Annotated in this window: 27 protein-coding genes; 16 read left to right on the forward strand and 11 right to left on the reverse strand. The window is 67.9% G+C overall.

Annotated features, from left to right (window positions below; translation table 11 throughout):
* Positions 1-27: 27 nt before the first annotated feature.
* The 3 genes from GPX89_RS41035 to GPX89_RS41045 form a co-directional block, all read right to left on the reverse strand.
* On the reverse strand, positions 28-909 hold the full coding sequence (locus GPX89_RS41035; protein ID WP_157393183.1) for a beta-ketoacyl-[acyl-carrier-protein] synthase family protein: 882 nt from the start codon (positions 907-909) through the stop codon (positions 28-30).
* A 6-nt stretch (positions 910-915) separates the two neighbouring features.
* Positions 916-1,950 carry a 3-oxoacyl-ACP synthase III family protein gene (locus GPX89_RS41040; RefSeq protein WP_157393184.1) on the reverse strand — a complete coding sequence of 345 codons (1,035 nt, stop codon included), beginning with the start codon at positions 1,948-1,950 and terminating at the stop codon, positions 916-918.
* Between the two features lie 140 nt (positions 1,951-2,090).
* Positions 2,091-2,825 carry an SDR family NAD(P)-dependent oxidoreductase gene (locus tag GPX89_RS41045; protein WP_157393185.1) on the reverse strand — a complete coding sequence of 245 codons (735 nt, stop codon included), beginning with the start codon at positions 2,823-2,825 and terminating at the stop codon, positions 2,091-2,093.
* A gap of 108 nt (positions 2,826-2,933) precedes the next feature.
* Here GPX89_RS41045 and GPX89_RS41050 point away from each other — a divergent pair, with 108 nt between their 5' ends.
* The 6 genes from GPX89_RS41050 to GPX89_RS41075 all read left to right on the forward strand — a co-directional run bounded on the left by GPX89_RS41050 (position 2,934) and on the right by GPX89_RS41075 (position 9,876).
* Positions 2,934-3,758, forward strand: coding sequence for an alpha/beta fold hydrolase (locus GPX89_RS41050; RefSeq protein ID WP_157393186.1), 825 nt, complete (start codon positions 2,934-2,936; stop codon positions 3,756-3,758).
* A gap of 119 nt (positions 3,759-3,877) precedes the next feature.
* Positions 3,878-5,245, forward strand: coding sequence for a D-inositol-3-phosphate glycosyltransferase (mshA, locus tag GPX89_RS41055; protein WP_328602897.1), 1,368 nt, complete (start codon positions 3,878-3,880; stop codon positions 5,243-5,245).
* Entirely contained in the window at positions 5,242-5,811 is a 570-nt protein-coding gene (locus GPX89_RS41060) for a type III secretion system chaperone family protein (RefSeq protein WP_157393187.1), read from the forward strand. The genes mshA and GPX89_RS41060 overlap by 4 nt, the downstream gene beginning before the upstream one ends.
* A 52-nt stretch (positions 5,812-5,863) precedes the next feature.
* Positions 5,864-6,751 carry an ROK family protein gene (locus tag GPX89_RS41065; RefSeq protein ID WP_157393188.1) on the forward strand — a complete coding sequence of 296 codons (888 nt, stop codon included), beginning with the start codon at positions 5,864-5,866 and terminating at the stop codon, positions 6,749-6,751.
* 75 nt (positions 6,752-6,826) lie between these two features.
* Positions 6,827-7,564 (forward strand): phosphoglyceromutase, encoded by a 738-nt coding sequence (locus tag GPX89_RS41070; protein ID WP_157393189.1) that lies wholly within the window; start codon positions 6,827-6,829, stop codon positions 7,562-7,564.
* A 263-nt stretch (positions 7,565-7,827) separates the two neighbouring features.
* Positions 7,828-9,876: a CocE/NonD family hydrolase gene (locus tag GPX89_RS41075; protein ID WP_157393190.1), complete on the forward strand. Its 2,049-nt coding sequence runs from the start codon at positions 7,828-7,830 to the stop codon at positions 9,874-9,876.
* Positions 9,877-9,944: 68 nt separating this feature from the next.
* On the opposite strand, the gene GPX89_RS41080 is transcribed toward GPX89_RS41075, so the two are convergent.
* The 3 genes from GPX89_RS41080 to GPX89_RS41090 all read right to left on the reverse strand — a co-directional run bounded on the left by GPX89_RS41080 (position 9,945) and on the right by GPX89_RS41090 (position 12,312).
* Positions 9,945-10,979: a medium chain dehydrogenase/reductase family protein gene (locus GPX89_RS41080; protein ID WP_157393191.1), complete on the reverse strand. Its 1,035-nt coding sequence runs from the start codon at positions 10,977-10,979 to the stop codon at positions 9,945-9,947.
* 80 nt (positions 10,980-11,059) lie between these two features.
* Positions 11,060-11,623: a TetR/AcrR family transcriptional regulator gene (locus GPX89_RS41085; protein ID WP_157393192.1), complete on the reverse strand. Its 564-nt coding sequence runs from the start codon at positions 11,621-11,623 to the stop codon at positions 11,060-11,062.
* 44 nt (positions 11,624-11,667) lie between these two features.
* Positions 11,668-12,312: an NADPH-dependent F420 reductase gene (locus GPX89_RS41090; RefSeq protein ID WP_157393193.1), complete on the reverse strand. Its 645-nt coding sequence runs from the start codon at positions 12,310-12,312 to the stop codon at positions 11,668-11,670.
* A 90-nt stretch (positions 12,313-12,402) separates the two neighbouring features.
* Between GPX89_RS41090 and GPX89_RS41095 the strand changes: the two genes are divergently transcribed.
* The 3 genes from GPX89_RS41095 to GPX89_RS41105 all read left to right on the forward strand — a co-directional run bounded on the left by GPX89_RS41095 (position 12,403) and on the right by GPX89_RS41105 (position 14,890).
* A complete protein-coding gene (locus tag GPX89_RS41095) occupies positions 12,403-12,789 on the forward strand; it encodes a winged helix-turn-helix transcriptional regulator (RefSeq protein WP_157393194.1) in 387 nt (128 codons plus the stop codon).
* A gap of 164 nt (positions 12,790-12,953) precedes the next feature.
* The gene (locus tag GPX89_RS41100) at positions 12,954-14,204 is read left to right on the forward strand and encodes a sensor histidine kinase (RefSeq protein ID WP_328602898.1); all 1,251 of its coding nucleotides are present in this window, start codon (positions 12,954-12,956) and stop codon (positions 14,202-14,204) included.
* Complete coding sequence (locus GPX89_RS41105) at positions 14,201-14,890, forward strand: response regulator transcription factor (protein ID WP_157393195.1); 690 nt, start codon at positions 14,201-14,203, stop codon at positions 14,888-14,890. Before GPX89_RS41100 ends, GPX89_RS41105 begins: the two co-directional genes overlap by 4 nt.
* Positions 14,891-14,996: 106 nt before the next feature.
* On the opposite strand, the gene GPX89_RS41110 is transcribed toward GPX89_RS41105, so the two are convergent.
* The 5 genes from GPX89_RS41110 to GPX89_RS41130 all read right to left on the reverse strand — a co-directional run bounded on the left by GPX89_RS41110 (position 14,997) and on the right by GPX89_RS41130 (position 18,291).
* Positions 14,997-15,353, reverse strand: coding sequence for a hypothetical protein (locus GPX89_RS41110; protein WP_157393196.1), 357 nt, complete (start codon positions 15,351-15,353; stop codon positions 14,997-14,999).
* A gap of 176 nt (positions 15,354-15,529) precedes the next feature.
* The gene (locus GPX89_RS41115; protein ID WP_157393197.1) at positions 15,530-15,913 is read right to left on the reverse strand and encodes a hypothetical protein; all 384 of its coding nucleotides are present in this window, start codon (positions 15,911-15,913) and stop codon (positions 15,530-15,532) included.
* Positions 15,914-16,047: 134 nt separating this feature from the next.
* Complete coding sequence (locus GPX89_RS41120; RefSeq protein WP_157393198.1) at positions 16,048-16,632, reverse strand: hypothetical protein; 585 nt, start codon at positions 16,630-16,632, stop codon at positions 16,048-16,050.
* Positions 16,633-16,647: 15 nt separating this feature from the next.
* Positions 16,648-17,331, reverse strand: a complete 684-nt coding sequence (locus tag GPX89_RS44100) for a hypothetical protein (RefSeq protein WP_198347833.1) — start codon at positions 17,329-17,331, stop codon at positions 16,648-16,650.
* A gap of 108 nt (positions 17,332-17,439) precedes the next feature.
* Positions 17,440-18,291, reverse strand: a complete 852-nt coding sequence (locus tag GPX89_RS41130; RefSeq protein ID WP_328602921.1) for a hypothetical protein — start codon at positions 18,289-18,291, stop codon at positions 17,440-17,442.
* Positions 18,292-18,410: 119 nt separating this feature from the next.
* Here GPX89_RS41130 and GPX89_RS41135 point away from each other — a divergent pair, with 119 nt between their 5' ends.
* The 7 genes from GPX89_RS41135 to GPX89_RS41165 all read left to right on the forward strand — a co-directional run bounded on the left by GPX89_RS41135 (position 18,411) and on the right by GPX89_RS41165 (position 24,922).
* A complete protein-coding gene (locus GPX89_RS41135) occupies positions 18,411-19,403 on the forward strand; it encodes a Ppx/GppA phosphatase family protein (RefSeq protein ID WP_328602899.1) in 993 nt (330 codons plus the stop codon).
* 389 nt (positions 19,404-19,792) lie between these two features.
* On the forward strand, positions 19,793-21,172 hold the full coding sequence (locus GPX89_RS41140) for a hypothetical protein (RefSeq protein ID WP_157393199.1): 1,380 nt from the start codon (positions 19,793-19,795) through the stop codon (positions 21,170-21,172).
* Positions 21,173-21,194: 22 nt separating this feature from the next.
* Positions 21,195-22,118 carry a sugar phosphate isomerase/epimerase family protein gene (locus GPX89_RS41145; RefSeq protein WP_328602922.1) on the forward strand — a complete coding sequence of 308 codons (924 nt, stop codon included), beginning with the start codon at positions 21,195-21,197 and terminating at the stop codon, positions 22,116-22,118.
* A 141-nt stretch (positions 22,119-22,259) separates the two neighbouring features.
* On the forward strand, positions 22,260-23,156 hold the full coding sequence (locus tag GPX89_RS41150; RefSeq protein WP_157393200.1) for a thioesterase family protein: 897 nt from the start codon (positions 22,260-22,262) through the stop codon (positions 23,154-23,156).
* Positions 23,157-23,329: 173 nt separating this feature from the next.
* Complete coding sequence (gene proC, locus GPX89_RS41155; protein WP_157393201.1) at positions 23,330-24,148, forward strand: pyrroline-5-carboxylate reductase; 819 nt, start codon at positions 23,330-23,332, stop codon at positions 24,146-24,148.
* Positions 24,149-24,380: 232 nt separating this feature from the next.
* Positions 24,381-24,623, forward strand: coding sequence for a helix-turn-helix domain-containing protein (locus GPX89_RS41160; RefSeq protein ID WP_040813644.1), 243 nt, complete (start codon positions 24,381-24,383; stop codon positions 24,621-24,623).
* 197 nt (positions 24,624-24,820) lie between these two features.
* Positions 24,821-24,922, forward strand: coding sequence for a 30S ribosomal protein bS22 (locus GPX89_RS41165; RefSeq protein WP_003402602.1), 102 nt, complete (start codon positions 24,821-24,823; stop codon positions 24,920-24,922).
* The last annotated feature ends 70 nt before the right edge of the window (positions 24,923-24,992 follow it).

Consider the following 24,992-nt stretch of genomic DNA (forward strand, 5'->3'; position numbering starts at 1 on the left):
CCCTCCGGTGGAATTCCGCGCCCGGGCTTACGGTTTCGGCAAGCGATAGGCGATGGCGGCAGCCGACGGGCCCGCTCCGGCGGCCACGAACAAGGCTACGTCGGCGCGGTCGAGCTTGCCGCTGTCCCGGGCCGCGAGGTAGGCGACGGGCAGGGCGGAGGTGTGCGCGTCGCTCTCGGTGTCGTCGGCGCTGACCGCCTCCGGGTCGATGCCGAGCCGATGGGCGAGCCGGGCCGGGAAGTCGGCGGTGGGCCGTCCGCAGATGAGCAGCGTGCGGTCGAGGGGGACCTCGGCCACGTCGAGCGCTTCCTCGGCCGCCGAAACCGCGTGGTGGAGCAGCTCTTCGACGTTGCCGGCGCGGTCCACCACGATCGAGGACCGACCGGTCGTGCCCATCTCGGACAGGCGCAGGAAGCCCTCCGCCGCCGGCCGTCCATCGGTGGCGCTGATGTGCAGCGCCCCGAATCCGGCCGGGCCCGGGACCTTTTCCAGCAGCATGGCCGCACCGACCGGTTTGATCGGGAAACCCGGCTGCGGCTCGGCCGATTTCGACGGATGCGCGTCACCCGACACCAGCAGCACGCGGTGCACGGTCGGCGCCTCCAACAGCGCCTGGCTGACCTGAATGGCATTGAGAATGCCGCAGGCCCCGTTCATCAGGTCGAACGACAGGCACGGCACATCACCGCTGTGATATTCCAGCCCGATGCCCGCCTGCTGCTGAATCAGCGCGGACATGGCCGGTTCCACCATGTTCGAGTCGCGATAGACGCCGGTATTGATCAGCGCGTCGATCTGCTCCGGCGTCGCGCCGGCCTCGGCGATGGCGCGTCGCGCCGCCCCCGCGGCCTGCTCGATGGAGCTGCCGCCGCCGATCTCGGTGGTTACGGAAGTAATTACGATTCCCATGCTGCATCACACCCGAAGATCGCCGAGCGTCACCGACAGAAACCCGGCCACGACACCGGAAGCCGCGGGCACCATCAGTACTTTCTCCCCGGACGCTATCCGCTGTTGTTTGAGCGCGTCGTGCAAAACCACGAAATGCGAGGTGGACGCGGTGTTGCCGAAGCGGTCCAGCACCATGAGCGCGGGCGGGATCGGGGCGTCGAATTCGCGTTCGGCGATCTTGGCCACGAAATCCACTGCGGGCGCGCTGAATTGATGATGGATCACATGGTGGTAGCCCTCGGCCGCGAAACTGCTGCCGCGCTCGGTGAGGAAATCGCGCTGCCGGGTGGTCCACAGCAGATACCGGGACTCGTTGTGCATGGCCCGGTTGTCGGTGTACAGCGCGATACCGGAAGTGCGGTCACTGGGCATACCCAGGCACAACTGCGCGAACGAGGCGCTGGTATTGAGTTCGATGTAGTCGATGCAGTCCGTCTCGGTGCCCTCGCCGTCGAGAATCACCGCGGCCGCGCCGTCGCCGACGGTCAGTGAGGCGAACTGCGGATCGTATTTCTGCGACATCTCGCGCACCGCGGTATCGGAGATGGGCGTGATGTACTCCCCGGAAACCACCAGCCCGCGTTTCACGATGCCCGCACGAATCATGCGATCCAGCACCAGAACTCCGCTCATCATGCCGGCGCAGGCATTCGAGACGTCGAAGTGGACGGCGTCGCCCGCACCGAGTTCATTGCGCAGCATGAGCGCGAAGGAGGGCTCGACGCAGAATTCGCCGTCGCGAATACGAGTGATGGAACAGGAGATGACGACATCCAGATCGGCGGCGTCATAGGACGAATTGTCCAGGGCCGTGCGGGCCGCCGCCAATGCGACGGTGAACGAATCCTCGTCCTCGGCGCAGACGCGGCGGTGCCGCACGCCGCTGATGCGCTCCAGGTCGAGCGGGGACTCGATGGCCAGCCGGGCCAGCAACTCCGCGGTCGATATCTCGGCGGCGGGCAGGTACGAACCCACCGCCTCGATTCGTGATCTCAGCATGTTTTCCACTCCCAGCAGCCCCCTCGGTTGCGAGGGACGCTAGCAGTGCGCGTATTTCGGTTTTGAAAAATCTATAATTCAGATCATGTGAGCTGAACTACATTGCGGCGCAACATCTTCTGCATTACCGCAGCGTGGGATCAGCCGCGCCGCGCGAAACGCCCGGACTCGGCCTGGTCACGGGGCTTGACGACGATGCTGTCCAGATTGACGTGCGGCGGGCGCGAGGCCACGAAACCGATGATCTCGGCGATGTCCTGCGCCACAAGCGGATCGATGCCCCGGTACACGCTCGCGGCGCGCTCGGCGTCGCCGCCGAAGCGCACCAGCGAGAACTCCGTCTCCACCGCGCCCGGCAGGATCTCGGTCAAACGCACCGGCTGGCCCAGCAATTCGCCGCGCAGCGTCCGGTGCAGCACCGCCTGCGCGTGCTTGGCGGAGGTGTAGCCGGAGCCGTTGTCGTAGACCGAAATGGCGGCGACCGAGGTGATGGTGACGATGAGGCCGTCGCCGGAGGCGATCAGCTTGGGCAGCAACGCCTTCGTGAGCCGCAACGTGCCCAGCACATTGGTTTCCCACATCCAGCGCCAGTCGTCCAGATCGGCCTCGCTGACCGGCGCCAGGCCCTTCGCGCCACCGGCGTTGTTGACCAGCACATCGCAGCGCTCGACCGCATCGGTGAAGGCCCGCACCGACTCCTCGTCGGTCACATCCAGTTGCAGCGCGGTCCCGCCGATCTCCTCGGCGAGCTTCTCGAGCCGGTCGACGCGCCGCGCGCCGACGTACACGTGGTACCCCTGCTTGGCGAGTTCGCGGGCAGTTGCCTCGCCGATACCCGAACTGGCTCCGGTCACCACAGCGGTACGAGTGCTCATGTCCTGAGCTTAGGCAAGAGCTGTACACCCCGGCCTCTCGCCCCGCGCCCGCCGCGGGCACCGCGGCGGACGCGAGATCCCGGCAGCGCTGCCGGTTAGCCTCACTCCATGGCGATTCGGGATGTAGCAAGCGCGGACGGCACGACCATCGTTTACCGGGTGACCGGTCCGGAAGGGGCGCGGCCCCTGGTCCTCCTGCACGGCTGGGCCGGAAACCTGCGCAACTGGGGTCGCGCCGCCGACCTGCTCGCCGAGCACTTCCGCGTGATCGCCGTCGACCTGCGCGGCCACGGCTACTCCGACGCCCCCGAAGCCGGATACGACGACCCGAAGAACTGGGCCGCCGATATCGCCGCGGTCCTCGGGGCCGAGAACATCACCTCCGGCGCGATCCTGCTCGGCTGGTCCTACGGCGGCATCGTCGCCTCGGACTATCTGACGGCCTATGGCACGGGCGCCGTCGCGGGCGTCGTCTACACCGGTTCACAGGCGAATATCGGCCGCGGCGTCCAGGGCGCGGAGACCGGACCCGGCATGGGCAAGGCCATCCCCGACGTCTTCGACGAGAGCGCGGGCAAGGCCACCCGCGGATTCGCGGCCTTCGGCAATGCCAACACCGGACCCGGCCGCGACAAGGGCGTCGACGCCCAGCGCCTGTTCGGCGGCAGCATCGCCACCCTGCCCCGGGTCCGCAAGGCTTTGTTCTATCGCACAGTCGACAACACCGAGACGCTGCGCGGCCTGGACGTGCCGGTCCTGGTTATGCACGGCACGGATGACCCGGTGGTTCCGATCGCGAACGGCCGCTACATCGCCGAGAATGTCCCGAATGCGCGGACCTCGTACTGGGAGGGCTCGTTGCACGGCCTGTTCATCGAGGACCCAAGCCGTTTCGTCGAGGAGATCACCAATTTCGTTGGCTCACTGGAGTAGTCGTTCATTCCCGGGGCTTCGGGGGCGAAGCCCCTGCGAGTTCACGAGAGTTGTGACCGGCCTCACTTGGGAAGGTAACCAGTGCATGGGGCGTTACCACCCCTGTGCACACTGGAGTGGTGAGTCAACGACCGGACGTACGGCCCAATCGGATTGCCGTGCTATCGGTACATACCTCACCACTGGCCCAGCCCGGGACGGGCGACGCGGGCGGCATGAACGTCTACGTGCTGCAGACCGCCATCGAGCTGGCCCGCCGCGGCACCCAGGTCGAGATCTTCACCCGGGCCACCTCCTCCAATGATGAACCGCTGGTAGAAGCCGCGCCCGGCGTGCTGGTGCGGAACGTGGTCGCCGGACCCTTCGAGGGCCTCGACAAGGGCGACCTGCCCACTCAGCTGTGCCCCTTCGCCGCCGAGGTGCTGCGCACCGAGGCCCGGCATCCGGTCGGTCACTACGACCTCATCCACTCCCACTACTGGCTCTCCGGTCAGGTCGGCTGGCTGGCCCGCGACCGCTGGCGGGTGCCCATGGTGCACACCGCGCACACGCTGGCCGCCGTCAAGAACGCCTACCTCGCCGAGGGCGACTGTCCCGAACCCGCGGTGCGCGAGATCGGTGAGAAGCAGATCGTCGCCGAGGCCGACCGCCTGGTCGCCAATACCGCCGACGAGGCCCGGCAACTGGTCGAGCTGTACGGCGCGAACCCCGACCACATCGATGTGGCGCTGCCGGGCGCGGATCTGACCCGCTACCAGCCCGGCGACAAGCTCGCCGCCCGCATCGAACTCGGTCTGCCCGTGCACGAGCGGATCGTCGCCTTCGTGGGCCGCATCCAGCCCCTGAAGGCCCCCGACGTGCTGGTCCGCGCGGCCGCCAAGGTACTGGCCGACGAGGCCGCGCTGCCGCAGCCGCCGGAACGCCCGCTGCGCGTGGTGATCGTCGGCGGGCCGTCCGGCAGCGGTCTGAAGAAGCCCGAAGCGCTGATCGAACTCGCTGCTGCCCTCGGCATTTCGGATCGGGTCACCTTCCTGCCGCCGCAGCCCGCGCATCGGCTGGTGCAGGTCTATCGCGCCGCCGACCTGGTGGCCGTGCCCAGCTACAACGAATCCTTCGGCCTGGTCGCCATCGAGGCCCAGGCCAGCGGCACCCCGGTGCTGGCCGCCGATGTGGGCGGGCTGAGCACCGCCGTCCACGACGGCGTCTCCGGCCTGCTGGTCCCCGGTCACCGGACCGACGAATGGGCCGCCGCCCTGCACTCGCTGTTCGACGATCCGGGCCGGCTCGAGGCCATGGGCCGGGCCGCGGTCGGCCATGCCGCCAACTTCTCCTGGGCGCACACCGCCGACGCGCTGCTGGACAGCTACGCCGCGGCGCTCGCCCAGTCGCCGATCGTGCGGCCGCGCGGCGGTAACCTGCACACCGACAGCAATCACGCCAGATCGCTGGCGCTATGGCGGCGTCGGACGGGAGCAGTACGCAGATGAGCGAGGTCGAGCGCGCGGACGACTGGACGCCGAGACCCCACGCCAGCACCGGTGGCCTGAACGACGAAACCGCCCGCGCCACCGCGCAACTCATCGACGAGACGCTGCGCGAACGCGAGATCGAATACACCCGCGACGCCCCCGACCTGTTCGTGGTCGTCCTGCCCGGCGAGCGCAAGCTCAAGACCGTCATCGGCGTCAGCGTCGGCAAGCACGGCGTGCGCATGGAGTCCTTCGTCTGCCGCAAGCCCGACGAGAACTTCGAGGGCGTCTACAGGTTCCTGCTCCGCCGCAACCGCCGCCTCTACGGCGTGGCCTACACCATCGACCGCGTCGGCGACATCTACCTCGTCGGCCGCATGTCCAACGACCGCGTCACCCCCGACGAACTCGACCGCTGGCTCGGCCAGATCCTCGAGGCCGTCGACGCCGACTTCAACACCCTGCTCGAGCTCGGCTTCGCCGAATCCATTCGCAAGGAATGGAAATGGCGCGTCTCCCGCGGCGAATCCCTGAAGAACCTGCGCGCCTTCGAACATCTCGTGGACGCGGCCGACAAAGAGTAAACGGCTGGCACAATCGGTCCGGGATTCCATCGACCGAAGGGACCGACCGGCCATGACGGCTCTCGCACTGGATATCGGGGCTACGAAATTCGCGGCGGCATTGGTCGATTCGGCCGGGGCCGTGGGGGAGTCGAAGCGAGTTCAGGTACCTGAATCCGGCGTGTGGGACGCCTGTCGTGGCTTGCTGACCGAGGTAGCCGGGGAGGTGCGCGTGACCGCGGTGGGTATCGGGTCGGCCGGGCCGGTCGATGTCACCACCGGCGTCTGCGGGCCGCTCAATATTCCGGAGTGGGCCGACGGGTTCCCGATCGTGGACTCGGTGCGGAAATTGTTTCCGGAGGCGGAGATTCGGTTCGCCATCGACGGGGTCTGCCTGGTGCTGGCGGAGCAGCGGCTCGGTGCCGCTCGCGGGGCCGGGAACGTGCTGGCGTTGACCGTGTCCTCCGGGATCGGCGGCGGTGTCATCTCCGATGGGCGGGTTGTCATGGGGCGCACCGGGAATGGCGGGCATGTCGGCCATATCGTGGTGCCCGGTCAGGAAGAGCCCTGCGCCTGCGGTGGATTCGGGTGCGTGGAGGCCGTGGCGAGCGGCAAATCGTCGGTGCGCTGGGCTCGGCGGCAGGGATGGGCCGGGACGACCGGGGTGGAACTCGCGGCCGCCGCGCGGGCGGGGGAGCCGATCGCGGTGGCGGCGCTGGAGCGGGCGGGCAGCGCGATCGGCACGGCCGTCGCCTCGGCCGCCGCGCTGCTCGACACGGACCTGGTGGTCATTGGGGGCGGCTTCGCCCAATCCGGGGAACTGCTGTGGCGTCCGCTACGGGCGGCCGCGGCCGCGCACGCACGGCTGACCTTCCTGCGCGAACTGCGCGTCGTGCCGTCCGAATTGACCGATCAGGCCACGCTGCAGGGTGCCGCGATCCTCGCGGTCGAGCACCCATAACCCCAGCGTGCGGCCCGCGGAACCGGGTAATAGGGCCGGAGATGTGGGTATTTCCGCGCGTGGGAGGATGCATTCATGACGTACACCCTCGTGCTGCTGCGCCACGGCGAGAGCGAATGGAATGCCCTGAACCTGTTCACCGGTTGGGTGGACGTTCGTCTCACCGACAAGGGTGTCGCCGAAGGCAAGCGTGCCGGCGAATTGCTGGCCGAGCACGGGATTCTGCCCGATATCGTCTACACCTCGTTGCTGCGCCGTGCCATCAGCACCGCCAACAATGCCCTCGACGCCTGTGACCGGCACTGGATTCCGGTGGTCCGCGACTGGCGTCTGAACGAGCGCCACTACGGCGCCCTGCAGGGCAAGAACAAGGCGGAGATCAAGGAGCAGTACGGCAACGAGCAGTTCATGCTCTGGCGTCGCAGCTACGACACCCCGCCGCCGCCCATCGAGGCCGGCAGCGAGTACGCGCAGGACGGCGACCCGCGCTACGCGGGCATCGAGGTGCCGGCCACCGAATGCCTCAAGGACGTCGTCGCCCGCATGGTCCCCTACTGGGAGGACACCATCGCGACCGACGTGCGCGCCGGTAAGACCGTTCTCGTTGCCGCGCACGGCAATTCGCTGCGCGCGCTGGTGAAGCACCTGGAGAACATCTCCGACGAGGAGATCGCCGAGCTGAACATTCCCACCGGCATTCCGCTCAAGTACGAGCTGGACGAGAACCTGCGTCCCCTCGGCGCGGGCGTCTACCTGGACCCGGAGGCCGCCGCCGCCGGTGCCGCGGCCGTGGCCAACCAGGGTGGCAAATAACAACTCTCGTGGTTCTCAGGGCTTCGCTCTGAAAGCCTCGAAATAATGCCCCGCCCAATGAGATTGGGCGGGGCATTATTTGCTTCTCGTTTCGATGTGATACACATCTCACTACGCGACCGTAGGGTATTCCGAAGTCCCGCAATCGAATTTGCCGATATGTTGCCCGTTTAATCCGGTAACTGTTACCTAGGGTTTGCAACTTACTTTCGAGTAGATATGCTCTGGGCGTTCGACCATTTGCGAGAGGTAGATCACGTTCGATGAAGCACGCGCTACGGGCCACGGTGTTAGCCGCCTCGGCCGCTCTGCTCCTGCCTTTGACCGGCGTCACAGCCGATGCCGACACCCCCACCGGACCTGACGGTGGCGCCGCGGGAGCCGCTTGGACCGCCACCGAGGATGGGCCGCAGCAGTATCCGAACGTCGCCATCGACTGGGACGTCCCGATCACCATGAGTGACGGCACCGTCCTCAAGGCCAACGTCTACCACCCGGCCGACGCCGCGGGCCATCCCATCGACACCCCGACGCCGACCATCGTGAACATGACGCCCTACACCAAGCTGGTGTCGAACGTCGCCGACAGCGCCTTCGCCATCCCGGGACTGGGCGACGCGCTGCTCAACGTCTTCCGCAACATCCGCCTCGACGGCACCCCCATCACCGGCTTCGGTGAACTGCTGAACGCGGCGGGCAACGGCGAACTCCGCAACTTCTCCGTCGACCGCCAGCTCATCAAGTCCGGCTACACGCAGGTCGTCGTGGACGTGCGCGGCACCGGCTTCTCGCAGGGCGAATGGGACATGCTGCGCGGCCGCGAACAGCAGGACACCGTCGAGGTCATCGACTGGGCATCCAAGCAGGGCTTCAGCAACGGCCGCGTCGGCATGAACGGCCTGTCCTACAGCGCCATCAACCAGGTGCAGGCCGCCGAGAAGCAGCCGCCCGCGCTGAAGGCCATCTTCCCCATCGTGCCCGGCAGCGACCTCATCGACGACGTGCTCGCGCCCGGCGGCGGCTTCGGCTTCAACTTCATCCCGCTGTGGCTGAGCGCCATCAACGGCCTCAAATGGGTGCCGGACCTGGCCTCGATCGCCAACGGCACCTTCGATTTCAAGTGGCTGCAGGATCGCGCCAACGATCCCTTCGGCTACCTCGACGTGCTCATGTCGGCCTACACCAGCACGAACCTGAACACCATCGACCCGCGCGTGAAGGACATGCTCAACGGCCTGACCCAGGAGCGTCAGGACTGGCTGGGTGATCCGACCAGGATCCAGGTCCCGACCTTCGTGACCGGCGGCTGGCACGACCTGTTCACCTATTCGGAATCCAAGATCTACAACCAGATTCCGCTGCCCCCGGGCCAGAAGCAGCTGCTCATGGGCAACACCTACCACGTCACCTCGGGCGCGGACGTCAACCGCGTGGGCGCACCGCCGCGCCTGGACGTGCTGCAGCGCGCCTGGTTCGACAAGTGGCTCAAGGGCATCGACAACGGCATCGACCAGTACGGTCCGGTGACCCTCAAGACGCAGGGCGGCGGCTGGAACACCCAGGGCGGATTCGGCCCCACCGCACCGGCTTCCGAGGCCGCGGACTACCGGCGCATGTACCTGTCGTCGCAGCCGTCCGGCACCGCGAACAGCGTCCACGACGGCTCGCTCACCGCGGCCGCCAACGGCGACACCGATCGGCTCACCATCGCGCCCGGTCTGTCCACCCTCTGCTCCAATGACGCGGCCCAGGCCACCATCGGCGTGGTGAACCTGATCGACGCCTGCTCCAAGGACTCTCGCATCGCCGAGACCAACGCGCTCACCTTCACCAGTGCGCCGGTCGCGGACACCACGACCATCTCGGGCCCGATCGCGGTGCACCTCAACACCGTTCAGGACGCCGCCGACGGCTACTGGACCGCCACCGTCAACGATGTCGCCCCCGACGGCACCTCCACCGTCCTGACCTCGGGCGAGCTGATGGCCTCGCTGCGTCAGGTCGACGAGGCCCGCAGCAGCCGCTCGGCCAACGGCGACTACACCGACCCGCGCGCCTTCACCTCCCTGGACAAGCGCCAGGAGACCGTCCCCGGCGAGGCCACCACCCTCGACATCGCCCTCGGCGGCACCCAGGCCGTCCTGCAGCCCGGCCACCGCCTGCGCGTGGACGTCTTCGCGGGCAACTTCCCCAAGGGCCTGCCGATCCTGCCCATGCTCATCGACACCGGTCTGCAGCCCGAGCATCTCCAGCTCGACCCCGACCGCCCGAGCTTCGTGAACATCCCGGTCCGCGGCAATACCGGTTGGTGATTCCGCTCCTCCGGGAGTGAATTCCCCGGATGCGCACAACGGCGTGCGCATCCGGGGTTTTCGCTTTTTCAGGCGGGCTCGCCGACCAGCACGACTTTGCCTGTGACGGTGCCGGATTCGGCGAGGGTGAGCGCCCGCGCCGCCTCCCGCAACGGGATTCGGGCCGCGATCTGCGGATTCAGCACGCCGCGTTCGGCGAGGTCGAACACCGCGGTCAGATCGGCCGCCAGCCGAGCCTGGAACCGGGCGAGCCGACGGCGTCCGGCCCAGATGTTGTAGAAGGACGCGTTCCGCTTGTTGGGCAGCGCATTCCACCACAGCAGCCGCGCGAACAGCTTCAGCACCGGCAGCCGGGAATTGCCCTGCTCGTTCTTGGTGGCCGCGCTGCCGTAGGAGACCAGGGTGCCGCCCGGCGCGAGCAGACCGAACGAGTCCACGATGCCGGGACCGCCGACATGATCGAAGACGGCGTCCACCCCGCCCGGTGCGAGCGCCCGCACCTGGGCCACCACATCCCCGCGATAGTCCACCGGCTCCGCGCCGAGCGCGGCCACCGCGTCCGCGTTGCGCGCCGACGCCGTCCCGATCACCCGGATGCCCGCCGCGCGCGCCAGCTGCACCAGCGTCGAGCCGACGCCGCCGTTCGCCCCGTGCACCAGAATGGTCTGTCCGGCACGGGCGTTCGCCTTCCGGTACAGCATCTGCCAGGCGGTGATGCCGTTGACGACGAAGGTCTCCGCGGCCTCCGCGGACAGCCCGTCCGGCACCGGCACCAGATCACCCGCGGGCACGGTGAGGTGACTGCTCCAGCCGCCGATCTTGGTCAGCGCCGCCACCCGGCGGCCGACCAGCGCCGGATCGACCCCGGGTCCGACCTCGACCACGGTGCCGACGATGTCGTAGCCGGGCACGAACGGGAATGCGGGCTGGTCGTAGTACTTGCCGCGACGCATCTGCTGTTCCGCGAAGGACACCCCGGTCGCCTCCATGCGCAGCAGCGCCCGACCCGCCGCGGGTGCGGGCAATTCGCGGGTGGTGACGGTCAGGCCCTCGGGCTCGACCTGCCCCGGCAGCACGATTTCGGTGGTGATGATGTTCGACATCGGTCGACCCCTTCAAGGTGTGTGACTGGTCAATCACTCTCAGGTTGAAAGAAACGCCCTCGTCGGAGGGTGCGTAAAGCTCAGTTGTAGTGGCGGATTCCCGCCGTCAGCGCGGCGGCCCAGGGGCCCTCCGCGGCATCCAGGCCGAGCGTGGTGATGAGGTGGCACAGCTGTCCGTAGGCCATGAAGTGCTGCACCTGTTCGCCCGTTGCGCCGGAACGGGTTTCGGCGAACTCGGTGATGCGCCGCAGTCCGCGCCGATACGCCGCGGCGATATCGGGCACGTCGGCCGCGGACAGGGCGTGCACCTGCAGCATGAGCAGGCTCTTGTCCGCGATCAATTCGGCGTAGGCGCCGCCCATTTCGTGCAGCACCTGTTCCGGGGTGCCGCCCTCGACGCGGGCGGCGCCGGTGGCCAGCGATTCCTCGACTCGCTCGAAGCACCGATCCAGCGCGGCGACGAACAACTCGATCTTGCTGGGGAACAGCTTGAACACGTATGCGGGGGAGATTCCAGCCGTCGCCGCGACGGTATTGATCGGCGTCCCATGGAACCCGGTCTTGGCGAATTCCGTGATGGCGGCGTCCAATACGGCTTCGCGCCGAACATCCGAAGTCGAGAGTGCGATCCCGCGTCTGCTCATGTGAGTGACTGTACACTCACTCTCGGCGGCCGGGCAACCCCGACCTACTCGTCCTCGACCGCGAAGGCGGCTTCCAAGGGCGGGAACACGGCCCGGGCATCATGACCCGCGAACCAGAGGCCGACCACGAAAGCCGAAGTGGCTTCGAGGTATCGGGCCCGGCTCAGCCCGCCCGCGTGAACCGGGCGCAGCTTCAGATCCTCGGCCAGCCCCGCGACCGTCGCGACCGCGTCCGCGTCATCGCCGCACACGGGCACGGTCAGCGGGCGGCCTTCGAAGACCCGGTCCGATCCCGCCCACACCTCGGCCGCCAGCAGATTGAACGCCTTCACCACCCGCGCGCCCGGTGCGGTCGCCGCGATTCGCTCGGCCACAGCGGGTTCGGAGAGGGCGAACCCGCCCACGTCGGGAGTGAAGGCATTGGTGCAGTCGATGAGGGTTCGGCCCGAGTAGATCTCGGGATCCTCCCGCAAGACGTCGTCGAGCGCCGACACCGGCAGGGCGAGCAAGGTCGCCTCTCCGAATCGCGCCGCCTCGCCGACGGTGACCGCCCGCGCGCCGTGCCCGATGGCCTCAGCCGCCGCGGCGGCGGAAGTCCGCGCCCCGACGACGATCTCGTGTCCGGCCGCGGCCCAGCCGCCGCCGAGCGCCCGCGCCATCGCGCCGGCTCCGATGATTCCGATTCGCATCTCAACTCCTCTAGGTCTGGCTTGCGAATCCGACGCTAGGAATTCCGATACGCACCCGCGGGTGCGCTTCGCGGCTGGCAGGCTGTATTCATGACGGCCGAGATCATCGAACCGGTGGAATTCGCGGAGTACGGCGGGCTCGAATCCGATTGCCCCGCGCGGCTGGCCGTGGACATCTTCGGCAACTCCTGGCTGAGTGTGATCGTTTACACACTCCGCGACGGTCCGATGCGACCGGTGGAGTTGCGGCGGGCGATCGGTGGGATCAGTCAGAAGATGCTCACCCAGACCCTGCGCCGGATGGAACAGATGGGATTGCTGGAACGTCGCCGCTACGCGGAAGCGCCTCCGCGCGTGGAGTATTCGCTGACCTCGGCGGGCGTCGATCTGCTGAATCCGATCTTCGCGCTGGGCGAGTGGGCGGACCGTCACGGGGACACCGTGCGCACCGCCCTCTACGGCGATCCCGAGGATTGAACCGCCTCGCGAAAGTGGTTGCCACAAGGGCGCTCACCAGCCACGACACGCAGACCGAACATTGCGTAAACGCACGGCTAACGAGGATGGAAGTGCCCATGACCTGCGCGAAACTTCCAGCACCCGGGGTTTGACCCCGCGTCGGCGACCGTACGATTCAAAGTGTGAGCGTTCCACAGGCCGTGCTTTTGGCAGTCCTGGCGGCCGTAGTCGGACTGGCCGTCGGAGGACTGCTCATTCCGTATGTGAACGCCCGCCAGGAACGCCTGCGTGCCGCCACCGACACCGGGCTGACCATGTCGCAGGTCCTGGACTTGATCGTGCTCGCCTCCGAGTCCGGCATCGCCGTCGTCGACCAGTACCGGGACGTGGTGCTGGTGAACCCGCGCGCCGAGGAGCTGGGCGTGGTCCACGACCGCCTGCTCGACGAGCGCGCCTGGGCCGCGGTCGAACAGGTCCTGCACGGCGGCCAGGACGTGGAATTCGAGCTCACCGCCAAGATCCCCATGCCCGGCCGCGCCCGCCTCGCTGTCCGAGGAGTTGCTCGGCCGCTCTCCCAGGAGAATCCGAACTTCGTGGTCCTGTTCGCGGACGACGATTCCGAGCAGGCCCGCATGGAGGCCACCCGCCGCGACTTCGTCGCCAATGTGAGCCACGAGCTCAAGACCCCGGTCGGCGCCATGAGCCTGTTGGCGGAGGCGTTGCTGGAGTCCGCCGACGATCCGGATTCGGTGCGGCACTTCGGCGAACGCCTGCACGGCGAGGCCCGCCGCATGGGCAAGATGGTGACCGAGCTGATCGCGCTGTCGCGCCTGCAGGGCGCCGAACGGCTGCCGGAACTCGAGGCCGTCCAGGTCGACACCGTCGTCACGCAGGCCATCGAGCGCTCCCGCAATGTCGCCGAGGCCGCGGGCATCACCGTCTCCACCGACGCCACCAGCGGCCTGGAGGTGCTCGGCGACCAGACGCTGCTGGTGACGGCCCTGTCCAACCTGGTCGAGAACGCCATCGCGTATTCGCCGCGCGGCTCCCACGTGTCGGTGAGCCGGGCGTTGCGCGGCGGCTACGTCAATATCGCGGTCACCGATCGCGGTATCGGCATCTCCAAGGAGGACCAGGAGCGCGTCTTCGAACGTTTCTTCCGGGCCGACAAGGCGCGCTCGCGTGCCACCGGCGGTACCGGCCTCGGGCTGGCTATCGTCAAGCATGTGGCCGCCAACCACAACGGTGAGATCACCCTGTGGAGCAAACTGGGCACCGGATCGACGTTCACCCTGCGTATCCCGGCCCACCCTGCCGATTCCAACGGGCAGGTCGACAAGAAGCTTGCCGCCGGGGTTCCGGTGGCCAAGAAGGAAAGCGGTCCGCGTCCCCTCGGGCGGGCCAGAACCAACGGTGTGGAGGCAACCCGATGACGAGTGTGCTGATCGTCGAGGACGAGGAGTCGCTGGCCGATCCGCTCGCGTTCCTGCTGCGCAAGGAGGGGTTCGAGGTCACGGTGGTGGGTGACGGCCCGTCCGCCCTGTCCGAGTTCGACCGTTCCGGCGCGGATATCGTCCTGCTCGATCTCATGCTCCCCGGCATGAGCGGCACCGACGTGTGCAAGCAGTTGCGTGCTCGCGGCAGCGTCCCGGTCATCATGGTGACCGCGCGCGACAGCGAGATCGACAAGGTGGTCGGCCTGGAACTGGGCGCCGACGACTACGTCACCAAGCCCTACTCCTCGCGCGAGCTGATCGCCCGCATCCGCGCGGTGCTGCGCCGCGGCGCGGGCGAGGAGCCCGACAACGGCAGCGAGACCAGCGTGCTCGAGGCCGGCCCGGTGCGCATGGACGTGGACCGCCACACCGTGCAGGTCAACGGCAAGTCGGTGACCCTGCCGCTCAAGGAGTTCGATCTGCTCGAGTACCTGCTGCGCAACTCGGGTCGCGTGCTGACCCGCGGCCAGCTCATCGACCGCGTGTGGGGCGCCGACTACGTCGGTGACACCAAGACCCTCGACGTGCACGTGAAGCGCCTGCGCTCCAAGATCGAGGCCGACCCGGCCAAGCCGGAGCACCTGGTCACAGTGCGCGGCCTGGGCTACAAGCTCGAGGCGTAGGCCCCGAACCACGAAAAGAACCCGCCCGCCTCGCAATCGCGAGGCGGGCGGGTTTCATGCTTTCTCCCCGACCAAGATTCGTGCGTCCCCCCCCGCCGTCGGCGAACTATGCGTTCGGATCCGACTGCATGTTGTAGACCCACGCGGTGCCGAGGCCCGGAATCTCCTGCTGGTTGAGGATGATCCAGCCCAGGCCCGGGTTGTCCTGCTGCATGCAGCCGTACAGCGGCACGTCCGCGCCGTTGCCCTTGCAGGCGATGGTGTGGCTGGTGCCGTACGGGCTGACGATGATCTGCTTGCCGGCGTCCTTGGCACCCAGCACGGCGGGATCGTTGTAGATGACGAAGTTGGCGGTCTGATCGGAGTAGGCGTTGGGATCGGCGTTATCAGCGAAGGCTTGCGGCGCGAGGGAGACAACGGCACCGGCGGCCAGAGCGGCGACGGCGAGGGTTTTCTTGATCATGGCCAGTGTGTCTAACACGTCTCGGTGAATTGGCAATAGCCGATCGATGTCGGGCGCACTTCCGGCTATTCACAGACCGAGGTCACGGGACCGAGAGGACAACGAAATATACTTCCACGCAGCCTGATTCGATTGCCGGGCGCGGGCACCCATTGTTCACCCGCCGGACATCTGGACTACGAGCCCGCACTGCCGGTGCCCAGGGAACCGGAGCCGAAGGGCGCATCGGAGACCTGTACCACGATCGACCGGTTCTCGGAGCCCTGCGAGACGGTGAGGACGTGCTGACCGGTGGTCATGGGCCGCCAGCTGATGGAGGCGTGTCCGGGCGGCGACTGGATCTTGGGCGGGCCGATCTGGACGCCGTTGTCGCTGAAGTACACGAGCTGGCCGATCGAGGCGCCGCCGAGCGTGGCCGAGACCGTGTACGCCTTGTCCACCACCAGGTTGCCCGGGTCGATGCCGACGCTGTCGACAGTGGCCGAAGCGGAAGGGGCCGCGAGCCCGGCCGCGGCGACCAGGGCCGCGAAACCGGTGATTCCAGAACCGATTCGACGCACGGCAAGCACACTAGGGGACCGAGAGTCTGAATCGGAGGCGTTTCGCAAAAATTCCGCAGCGAGCGTCCGCTTGGTTTGTTCGAGCGTGACGGGATCCGGAGCGGATCCCGTCACGCCTAGGTGCGGAGACCGGACTAGCTGCTGCCGAACAATCCCCGCAACAGTGCGCTGACCAGCGAGCCCGCGCTACCGGTCGCGCTGCCCGTGCCGCCGCTGCCACTGCCGCTCCCACTGCTCGGCTGGCTGGTCGACGGGTTGGCGGTAGGCGGCGTGGCCTGGGCCGGAACCGCCGGCGCGGTGGTGGTCGGCGCGGTCGTGGTGGTCGGCGGGACCGGAGTCGTGGTGGTCGTGCCCGCGCCCGAACCGTCGTTCACGTCCACGACCAGGTATTGCGTGCTGCTGCCCTGCGAGGCCGTGATGACGTGGCGGCCCGCGGTGGCGGGCACCCAGTCCAGATTGGATTCGCCCATCGGCCACGGCATCTTGCCGTTCGGGGTGAGGCTGGTGCCGTTGTCACTCCAGTAGACGGTCTGGCCGAACAACGGACCCGACAGCGAGGCGTGCAGCCCGTAGGAGGTGCCGACGGTCGGCGAGTTGTTGGAGATGGTGATCACGTCGACGTCGGCGGTCGCCGCGGGCGACATGACGGCCACGACCGCGGCGGCGGTGGCGCCGGCCAGCCCGGCCCCGATCGCGCGGCCGGAGGACTTGTTGCGCATGGGAATTCCTGTTCGTCAGAGACCGAACGGCAGGCCGTTGGCGCTGCCGGTGCCACCGCCGCCGCTCGGGGCGGGCGTCGTGGTGGTGGGAACCGTTGTGGTGGTGGGCGGCTCGGTCGTGGTGGTGGGCGGGGCCGTGGTAGTGGTCGGGGGAACCGTTGTGGTGGTGGGCGGTTCAGTGGTGGTGGGCGGGGCCGTGGTCGTCGTCGGCGGGGCCGTGGTGGTCGTCGTCGGCGGCGCCGTGGTGGTGGTCGTGGGCGGGGCCGTGGTGGTCGTGGTGGGTGGCACCGTGGTGGTCGTCGGCGGGACCGTCGTGGTGGTGGTGCCGTCGCTGACGGTCACCGTCACGGATTGGGTGACGCCGTTCTGAGTGCACGTAAGGGTGTGCTGCCCTGGGGTTTTGGGCGTCCAGTCGAGGCTGGCGTTGTACGGCGGCCACGGGACCTTGCCGACGGGGGTGAGGCTGTTGCCGTTGTCGGCCCAGTAGACGAGCAGGCCGAACGACGCACCGGACAGGCTGGCGTGCAGCGTGTAGGTGTTGTTGACCGTCCAGTTCGATCCGGAGATGGTGACCGAGTCGACGTTGGCGTGGGCGGCCGGGGCCTCATGGGTGGTCAGGACGCCGATGGCGCCGGTCGCGATGGCCAGTCCGGCGAGTCCGACGCCGATATGGCGGCCGCCCAAGGGGATTTTGCTCACTGTGCGTACTCCTGTGCTGCGACCCCCGAGGGGTAGGGGTCGGTGGCACAGTAGGTGAGCAACTATGTGAAATTCTCAGTTTTCAGAAAAATCCCGGCAAGTATTTCGCTACTGCCGCGCGGGCTTGGCCTTCTTGGCGGGCTTCTCGGCCGCCGCGGCCTCGGCGGCCTTCTCCTGCGCGATGGCCGTCGCCGGGTGCACCGCCACGATGCCCAACCCCTGCCGTCGCTTGCAGTGCTGCGCCAGCTCGTCATAGGCGGGCTTGCCGATCAGCTCGATCAACTCGGGCGCGTAGGCCTCCCACACCGGCCGGGTGCCGACGTGCGCGTCGGGCGAACCCGTGCAGTACCAGTTCAGGTCGAGCCCGCCGGGACCCCAGCCGCGCCGGTCGTATTCGGTGATGACGGTCCGCAGGATCTCCACCCCGTCGGGCCGGTCCACCCAGTCCTGCGTCCGGCGGATGGGCAGCTGCCAGCACACTTCCGGCTTCACCGTGAGCGGCTCCAGCCCCTTGCGCAGCGCCATGGTGTGCAGCGCGCAGCCGATGCCCTCGCTGAAGCCGGGCCGGTTCAGGAAGATGCACGCGCCGTCGACACGCCGGGTGCGCAACGCCGGTTCGTCGTCGAGGTCGTCCTCTTCCAGATACAGCTTCTTACGGACCCGGCCCTGCTCGTCGGTCGCCTTGTCCATCAGCTGCCAGTCGTCGGCTGTGAGCATTTTCACAGCCCGGTGCAGCTTCTTGCCGTCCTCGGCGTCGGAGAGGAACGCGCCGTGGGAACAGCAGCCGTCGTTCTCGCGGCCGTCGATGATGCCCTGGCATGCCGGAGTGCCGAAAACGCAGGTCCAGCGCGAGAGCAGCCAGGTCAGATCGGCCGCGATCAAATGCTCGTCATTAGCTGGATCCACGAATTCGATCCACTCGCGCGGAAAGTCGAGTTCCACCTCGGGCGTCGGGTCGATCTTCGCCGCTGGTCGCAGCCCGGTCGGTCCGCTCGCCGATGCCCCTGTCGTCACAACGCGGAACGCTAACAGCTCAGTCGCCTGGCCAGAAGTCGTGACGCACCCAGTACCGTGTTCTTGTGCGGCTCGGTGTACTCGATGTGGGAAGCAATACCGTCCACCTGCTCGTGGTGGACGCGCATCGTGGTGGACACCCGATGCCGATGAGTTCGACGAAGTCCGCGCTGCGGCTGTCGGAGAGCATGGACGATCTGGGGCGGATCACGTCCACGGGCGCGGCCCGCCTGACGGCTACCGTAGCCGAATTCGCAAGCATCGCAAAGACTTCCGGTTGTGTGGAGCTGATGGCCTTCGCCACCTCGGCGGTCCGCGAGGCCACCAACTCCGATGAGGTGCTGGCCCGGGTGCGCCGCGAGACCGGCGTCAATCTGCAGGTGCTCTCCGGTGTCGACGAGGCTCGACACACTTTTCTCGCGGTACGCCGCTGGTACGGATGGAGCGCCGGGCGGATTCTCGATCTGGACATCGGCGGCGGCTCGCTGGAACTGAGCAACGGCGCGGACGAGGTGCCCGATGTGGCGCTCTCGCTGCAACTGGGCGCCGGCCGGTTGACGCGCGACTGGCTGCGCCACGACCCGCCGGGCAAGCGCCGCGTCGCGGTGCTGCGCGACTGGCTCGACGCCGAGCTGGTGCTGCCCGCCAAGCAGCTGCTCGAGGTGGGCCGACCGGATCTGGCGGTGGGCACCTCCAAGACCTTCCGCTCGCTGGCCCGGCTGACCGGGGCCGCCCCCTCTGTTGCGGGACCCCGGGTTCGGCGTACCCTCACCAGTTCCGGCCTGCGGCAGCTGATTGCGTTCATTTCGAGAATGACAGCCGCCGACCGGGCAGAATTGGAAGGCGTGAGTTCTGATCGGTCACAGCAACTCGTGGCCGGTGCGCTGGTCGCGGAGGCGAGTATGCGGGCACTGTCCCTGGACACGCTCGAAATCTGTCCCTGGGCACTGCGAGAGGGATTGATCTTGCGCAAGCTGGATACCGACCTGGATAGCGAACCGATAACCGGCGGCCCCGAGGGCGGCCTGTCGGGCCCGATCGAAACGGTGTCTCGATGACCGAGGATGCAAGTCAGCTGTCCGTTGCCGAGCTACTGGCGCGGAACGGGCAGCAAAGTGGGTCCCCCGCGAGCGGTGGGGGGCGTAGACGTCGAAGTGGCCGTGGCATTTCCGTCGCGGATCTGACCGGTGATATTCCGGTGGTCCCGCGCAATGGATCGTCCTCGCACGCCGCGCCCGACGAAGAGGTGGTCGCTCCCGCGCCCGAACCCGCCCCGGTTGAATCGGACTATTCAAACTTTTCGAACTACTCGAATTATTCTGATTACTCGAACTTTTCGGATTACTCGGACCTCTCCTCCTCCGGATCCCCGGCAACACCGGACTATTCGGCGCCGGACTACTCGTCGTACGCCGCGGTACCCGATCCGGACCCGGTGTATTCCCCGGTGTCCGGGCCGATTTCGTACTACGACCCGCTGGCCCCCACCCCGCAGCCGCCGTCCCTACCCGAGCCGTCCGGCCGGGACTGGTCGGCGGGCCTGAACTGGCCGCCCACCGAGAATCCGCTACAACCGGACGGGCGCTCGGGTGGTGGCCGCCGCCGCAAGCCGGATCCGCTGGACTCCGAGGTGTCGCTGGATCGGCTGGGCGGCCCCGACCTGGATCGGCCGGGCGGAATCGACCCCGCCCCGCCCCGCGAGGGCGGCCGTCGCCGCCGCTACGACCCGGAGGACGACACCACCGACGAGGTGCGCCCGTTCCGCGGCGACTCCGCGATGCGCGGCCTGGAGGCAAGTTCGCGCCCGCAGCTCGACGAGCCCGCGCGCACCCAGTTCAACCCCGCGGCCCGCCCGCCCTTCGAGGACGTGGCCCGCACGCAGTTCAATCCGGCCGCCCCCGCGTGGTCGCCCGCGCCGGGACCCGAGCCGCTACCGCGCGCCCCGCGCGGCTTCGAACCGCCGCAGCCCGGCCCCGCGGCCCCGCCCATGTCGCGCTCGGCCCGCCGGCACGCCGAGTCTCAGCTGCCGCCCGGTCCGGCGCAGGCCCCGCCCGATGAGCGGCGCGGCGGCGTCGACCACGGCGCGGCCAACGGACTTCCGGCGTGGTCGGCGCGAAGACGGCCGGGTCCCGACGCCGATCGCGGCGATCAGGCGGCGGTGCCGACGGCCGCGTGGTCCGCGTCGCTGGCCGACGACGATCAGCAGCTGCTCTCGGGTGAATCGGTTGCCGGTGATCTGCTCCGCGATGCCCACAATCGTGATGACGAACCCCGGGGCCGGAATTCACGCTTCGGCGATTCGGGCGGCGGCAAGCGTCGCGGCGGTGCTGCCCGTGGCCGCGTGGCGGTCGCTCCCGAGCCCGAACCCGACGATCACCTCACCGATTTCTACGAGCCGCTCGACGACGACGAGTACGACGATTACGACGACGAGCCCGAAACGTCCATGGCCGGACGGCTTTCCGCCTTCAAACAGAAGGCGGGGGCGATCGGCCGCAAGGCGGGGCGCGGCAGTGCCGTCAAGCCCGCCCGGGCGCGCGCCCGGGGCCGTTCCGACGAGGACGACAATCGCCGGCAATGGGCGGTGATCGCGGGCCAGAGTGTGGGCGCGGCGGTCGCGGGCATGTTGCTGTTCAAGGGTTTCGAACGCATGTGGGAAATGCTCCCGTGGGTGGCCCTGGCCCTGGCGATGATCGTGATTCTCGGATTGGTCGCCTTGGTGCGCGTGCTGCGCCGGACCGATGACATTTTCTCCACTGTGATTGCCGTCGTCGTAGGCGTCTTTGTCACGCTCGGACCGCTAGCCTTTCTACTCAGTACGAACTGAGCAGGGAGCGGCAGTGGGGAATATCGTGCAAGCGCAGGGGGCGAGCACCGAGAACCGGGCGGAGCGAAGGGAAGTCCGGGTCGGGCTCTCGACCGCCTCGGTGTATCCGGAGAACACCGAGGCCGCGTTCCGGTACGCGGCCGAACTCGGATTCGACGGCGTGGAACTCATGGTGTGGGCCGAACCGGCCAGTCAGTCGATTTCCACCGTGCAGCATTTCGCGCACAAGTACGACGTGCCGGTGCTGGCCGTGCACGCGCCGTGTCTGCTGATCTCGCAACGGGTCTGGGGGTCGGACCCGATCGCGAAGCTCACCCGCAGCGTGCACACCGCCGAGGCGCTGGGCGCGGCCACCGTGGTGGTGCACCCGCCCTTCCGCTGGCAGCGCCGCTATGCCGAGGGCTTCGCGAAACAGGTTGCCGAACTGGAGAATTCGGGACCGGTCGCGGTGGCCGTGGAGAATATGTTCCCCATGCGCGCCGACACCCTGTTCCGCGGTAGCTCGATTCAGCGCCTGGAACGCCGCGGCGGCCATCCCGGCCCGTCCATCACCACTTTCAGCCCCTCCTACGACCCCACCGACGTCGGCTTCCGCCACTACACCCTCGACACCTCCCACACCGCGACCGCGGGCATGGACCCCCTGGTCCTGGCCGGTCGCATGGGTTCGGGCCTGACCCACCTGCACCTGGCCGACGGCCGCGGCGCCGCCACCGACGAGCACCTCATCCCGGGCGAGGGCACCCAGCCGGTGGCCGAGCTCTGTGAAATGTTGGTCCACAACGGTTTCGACGGCCAGGCCGTCATCGAGGTGAACACCCAGATGGCCCGCACCACCATGGACCGGGCCGCCATGCTCAATCGCGCACTGCAGTTCGCGCGCAAACACCTGAACGATTTCTCGCCCGCTCCGACTCCGGAACCGACCGCCGCGCACCGCGGCTGAATTCTTTTCGGCGTATTCGGGGGTTTCGGGGGCGTAAGCCCCTGAGAGCTTCGGTGAGTTCGGGTGATTCATCCCACCGACCGGATGGAATGATCTGCTCGCCCGTTTACGCTGTACAACCACACAGTGGAAGGACAGCGGATGACAACGGAGTTGACCGTCGAACCGGATTCGGCGAACGAACTGGCGAATGCGCCGTTCAGTCGCGTCTGCCGAATGATCGAACTCGATTCGGACACTCCCGAAGTCGGTCGCTTCGCGGGCTCGATCGATCCCACCTGGACCATCGGCAACAAGGTGCACGGCGGCACCATGGTCGCGAGTAGCGCGGCCGCCGCCACCGAGTGGCTGCGCCGCACCGCTCCCGAGCAGGCCGCCATGTTCCCCATCTCGGCCAGCACCGACTTCCTGGGCGCTCCCGACCCGGGCGAGGTCGAGTACGAGGTCCGCACCCGCAAGCTGGGCCGTCAGATCGCGCTGACCGGCGCGAGCCTGATCCAGAACGGCCGCACCCTCGTCCACACCGCCTTCACGTTCAGCCACCTTGACGACTCGGCTCCGCGGTACGCCGCCGACCACGCGGGCGACATGCCCGCCGAACCGGACGCCGACTCCCTCGCCTACGACGAGCGCAACCCCATGGGCAAGCTGGTCCACGTGGCCCAGGGCGCCTCGGTCGCCATCGACACGCGGTGGGCGCGCTTCCTCGCCGGCGAGAAGTCCGAGCCCCGCCTGCGCCTGTGGATCCGCCCCCTCGCCGGCGACGAGCAGGACCCCGACGTCGCCGCCTTCTTCGCCATGATGGCCGCCGACATGAGCCCGCCGGTCCCCATGAACCTGGGCCACTTCGGCTGGGCGCCAACCGTGCAGATGACCACCTACCTGCGCCGCCGCCCGGCCCCCGGCTGGCTGCGGGTCATCGCCCACAGCCGCGAGGTCGGCAACCGCATGTTCGACGAGGACCAGCTCGTCATCGACTCCACGGGCGCCATCGTCGCCCAGAGCCGCCAGCTCGCCCTGATCCCCCAGCCCCGCTAGCGAATTGGTTCCCGTATGCCAGGGTGACAGCTGATTTCGTGACGGTCGGGGTAACTCGTCGGGTACGTCCTGAGTTGTTTCGGCTCTCAACCGCCGGCACGCGTTGCCAGCGCCAACGGCTCTCAGCCGTGCGCCAAAGTCGCGGGGAGGCGGGGGAGCTAGCCTTGAAACCCATGACGAGGATTGCGGTTATCGGTGGTGGTCGGATCGGTGAGGCGTTGATCGCCGGCCTGCTCGAGTCCGGGCGGGCCACCAAGGATCTGGTTGTTGTCGAGCCGGTCCCGGCGCGGGCGGAGTTGCTGGCCGAGCGGTTCGGCATTCGCACCACCACCGATATCGCCGATGCGGCCAAGTCCGCGGACCTCATCGTCGTCGCCGTGAAGCCGAACGATGTGGACGGCGTGGTGGCCGAACTGGGCAAGGCCGAACTCGGCGACGAACACGATCAGGTGCTGGTCTCGCTGGCCGCCGGTGTGCCGACCACGCGCATGGAATCCCGGCTGCCCGCCGGTTTCCCGGTCGTGCGGGTCATGTCGAACACCCCGATGCTGGTGGGTCAGGGCATGAGCGCCCTCGCGGCGGGCCGCTACGCCCGCAAGGAGCAGCTGGCCCTGGTCACCGAGATGATGGAATCGGTCGGCAAGGTCGTGACGGTTCCGGAGTATCAGATGGACGCCGTGACCGCCGTGTCCGGTTCGGGTCCGGCCTACTTCTTCCTGATCGTCGAGGCCATGGTCGATGCCGGGGTGGGCCTGGGTCTGACCCGCGATGTGGCCACCCAGCTGGTGGTGCAGACCATGCTCGGTTCGGCCGCGCTGCTCGACGAGTCGGGTCAGTCTGCTCCGGAATTGCGTGCCGCGGTCACCTCGCCCGGTGGCACCACCGCGGCCGGTCTGCGGGAGCTGGAGCGGAACGCGGTGCGTTCGGCATTCCACGATGCATTCGACGCCGCAAAACGCCGTTCCGCCGAACTCGGCGCGGTCGCGGACTAACGTTGACGGTGCGGCGATCGCGTTCGCCGCACCTTTCTCGTCCTCGTGGCGTCCCAATACTGCTCGGTTGCTAGTTTGCTGCCGAAGGCCGACTCGCCACAGCAAAGGCTGATTTCTCACACCCGTCGCAGCAATCCCACTGGTCCCGCTAAGCTTCAAGGAGCACGTGCGTGTCTGTTCCGCCGGTGGGGAAGCCGGCGGCGCGGACGTGCCGGAGGTCAGTGACGCGATGATGTCTGGAAACAGTCAAGCGAGGTCCGGAAACAGCCCAATCAACGCCAGCTCGGTCATCGGCGGAGGGACACAGTTCCTCACCGTCGCCGAGGTCGCGAATCTGATGCGGGTATCCAAAATGACGGTGTACCGGTTGGTGCATTCGGGAGAGCTGCCCGCGGTGCGGGTGGGGCGTTCCTTCCGAGTACACGCGAAAGCGGTACACGACTATCTGGAGACGTCCTACTTCGACGCGGGGTAGCACGCCCGGGGTAGTCAGTCGGCCCCCACCCGTTTCGTTCGCCGGAGAGTGGCCCGGTAGCATGGACCGGCATCCTGTACGTGCCGGTGGTGCCGCCGGGTCCATCTCGGCCCGTATCGGGTAGGGACTGTGCAGGGTCAGACAGTGTGCACCCCGTGAAAGCGGGGATGACCCGAGAGAACGCGAGGAACAACCCTATGGGTTCTGTGATCAAGAAGCGCCGCAAGCGCATGTCGAAGAAGAAGCACCGCAAGCTGCTTCGCCGCACGCGTGTTCAGCGTCGCAAACTCGGCAAGTAAGCCCGCTGCGTCGTAGCTGGAAGCCCGTCACCGTCGGTGGCGGGCTTTCGTTTTTCACGGGTGATTGAAG

It is taken from the genome of Nocardia terrae, assembly GCF_009760405.1.
In the GTDB taxonomy this organism is placed as follows: Bacteria; Actinomycetota; Actinomycetes; order Mycobacteriales; family Mycobacteriaceae; genus Nocardia; species Nocardia terrae.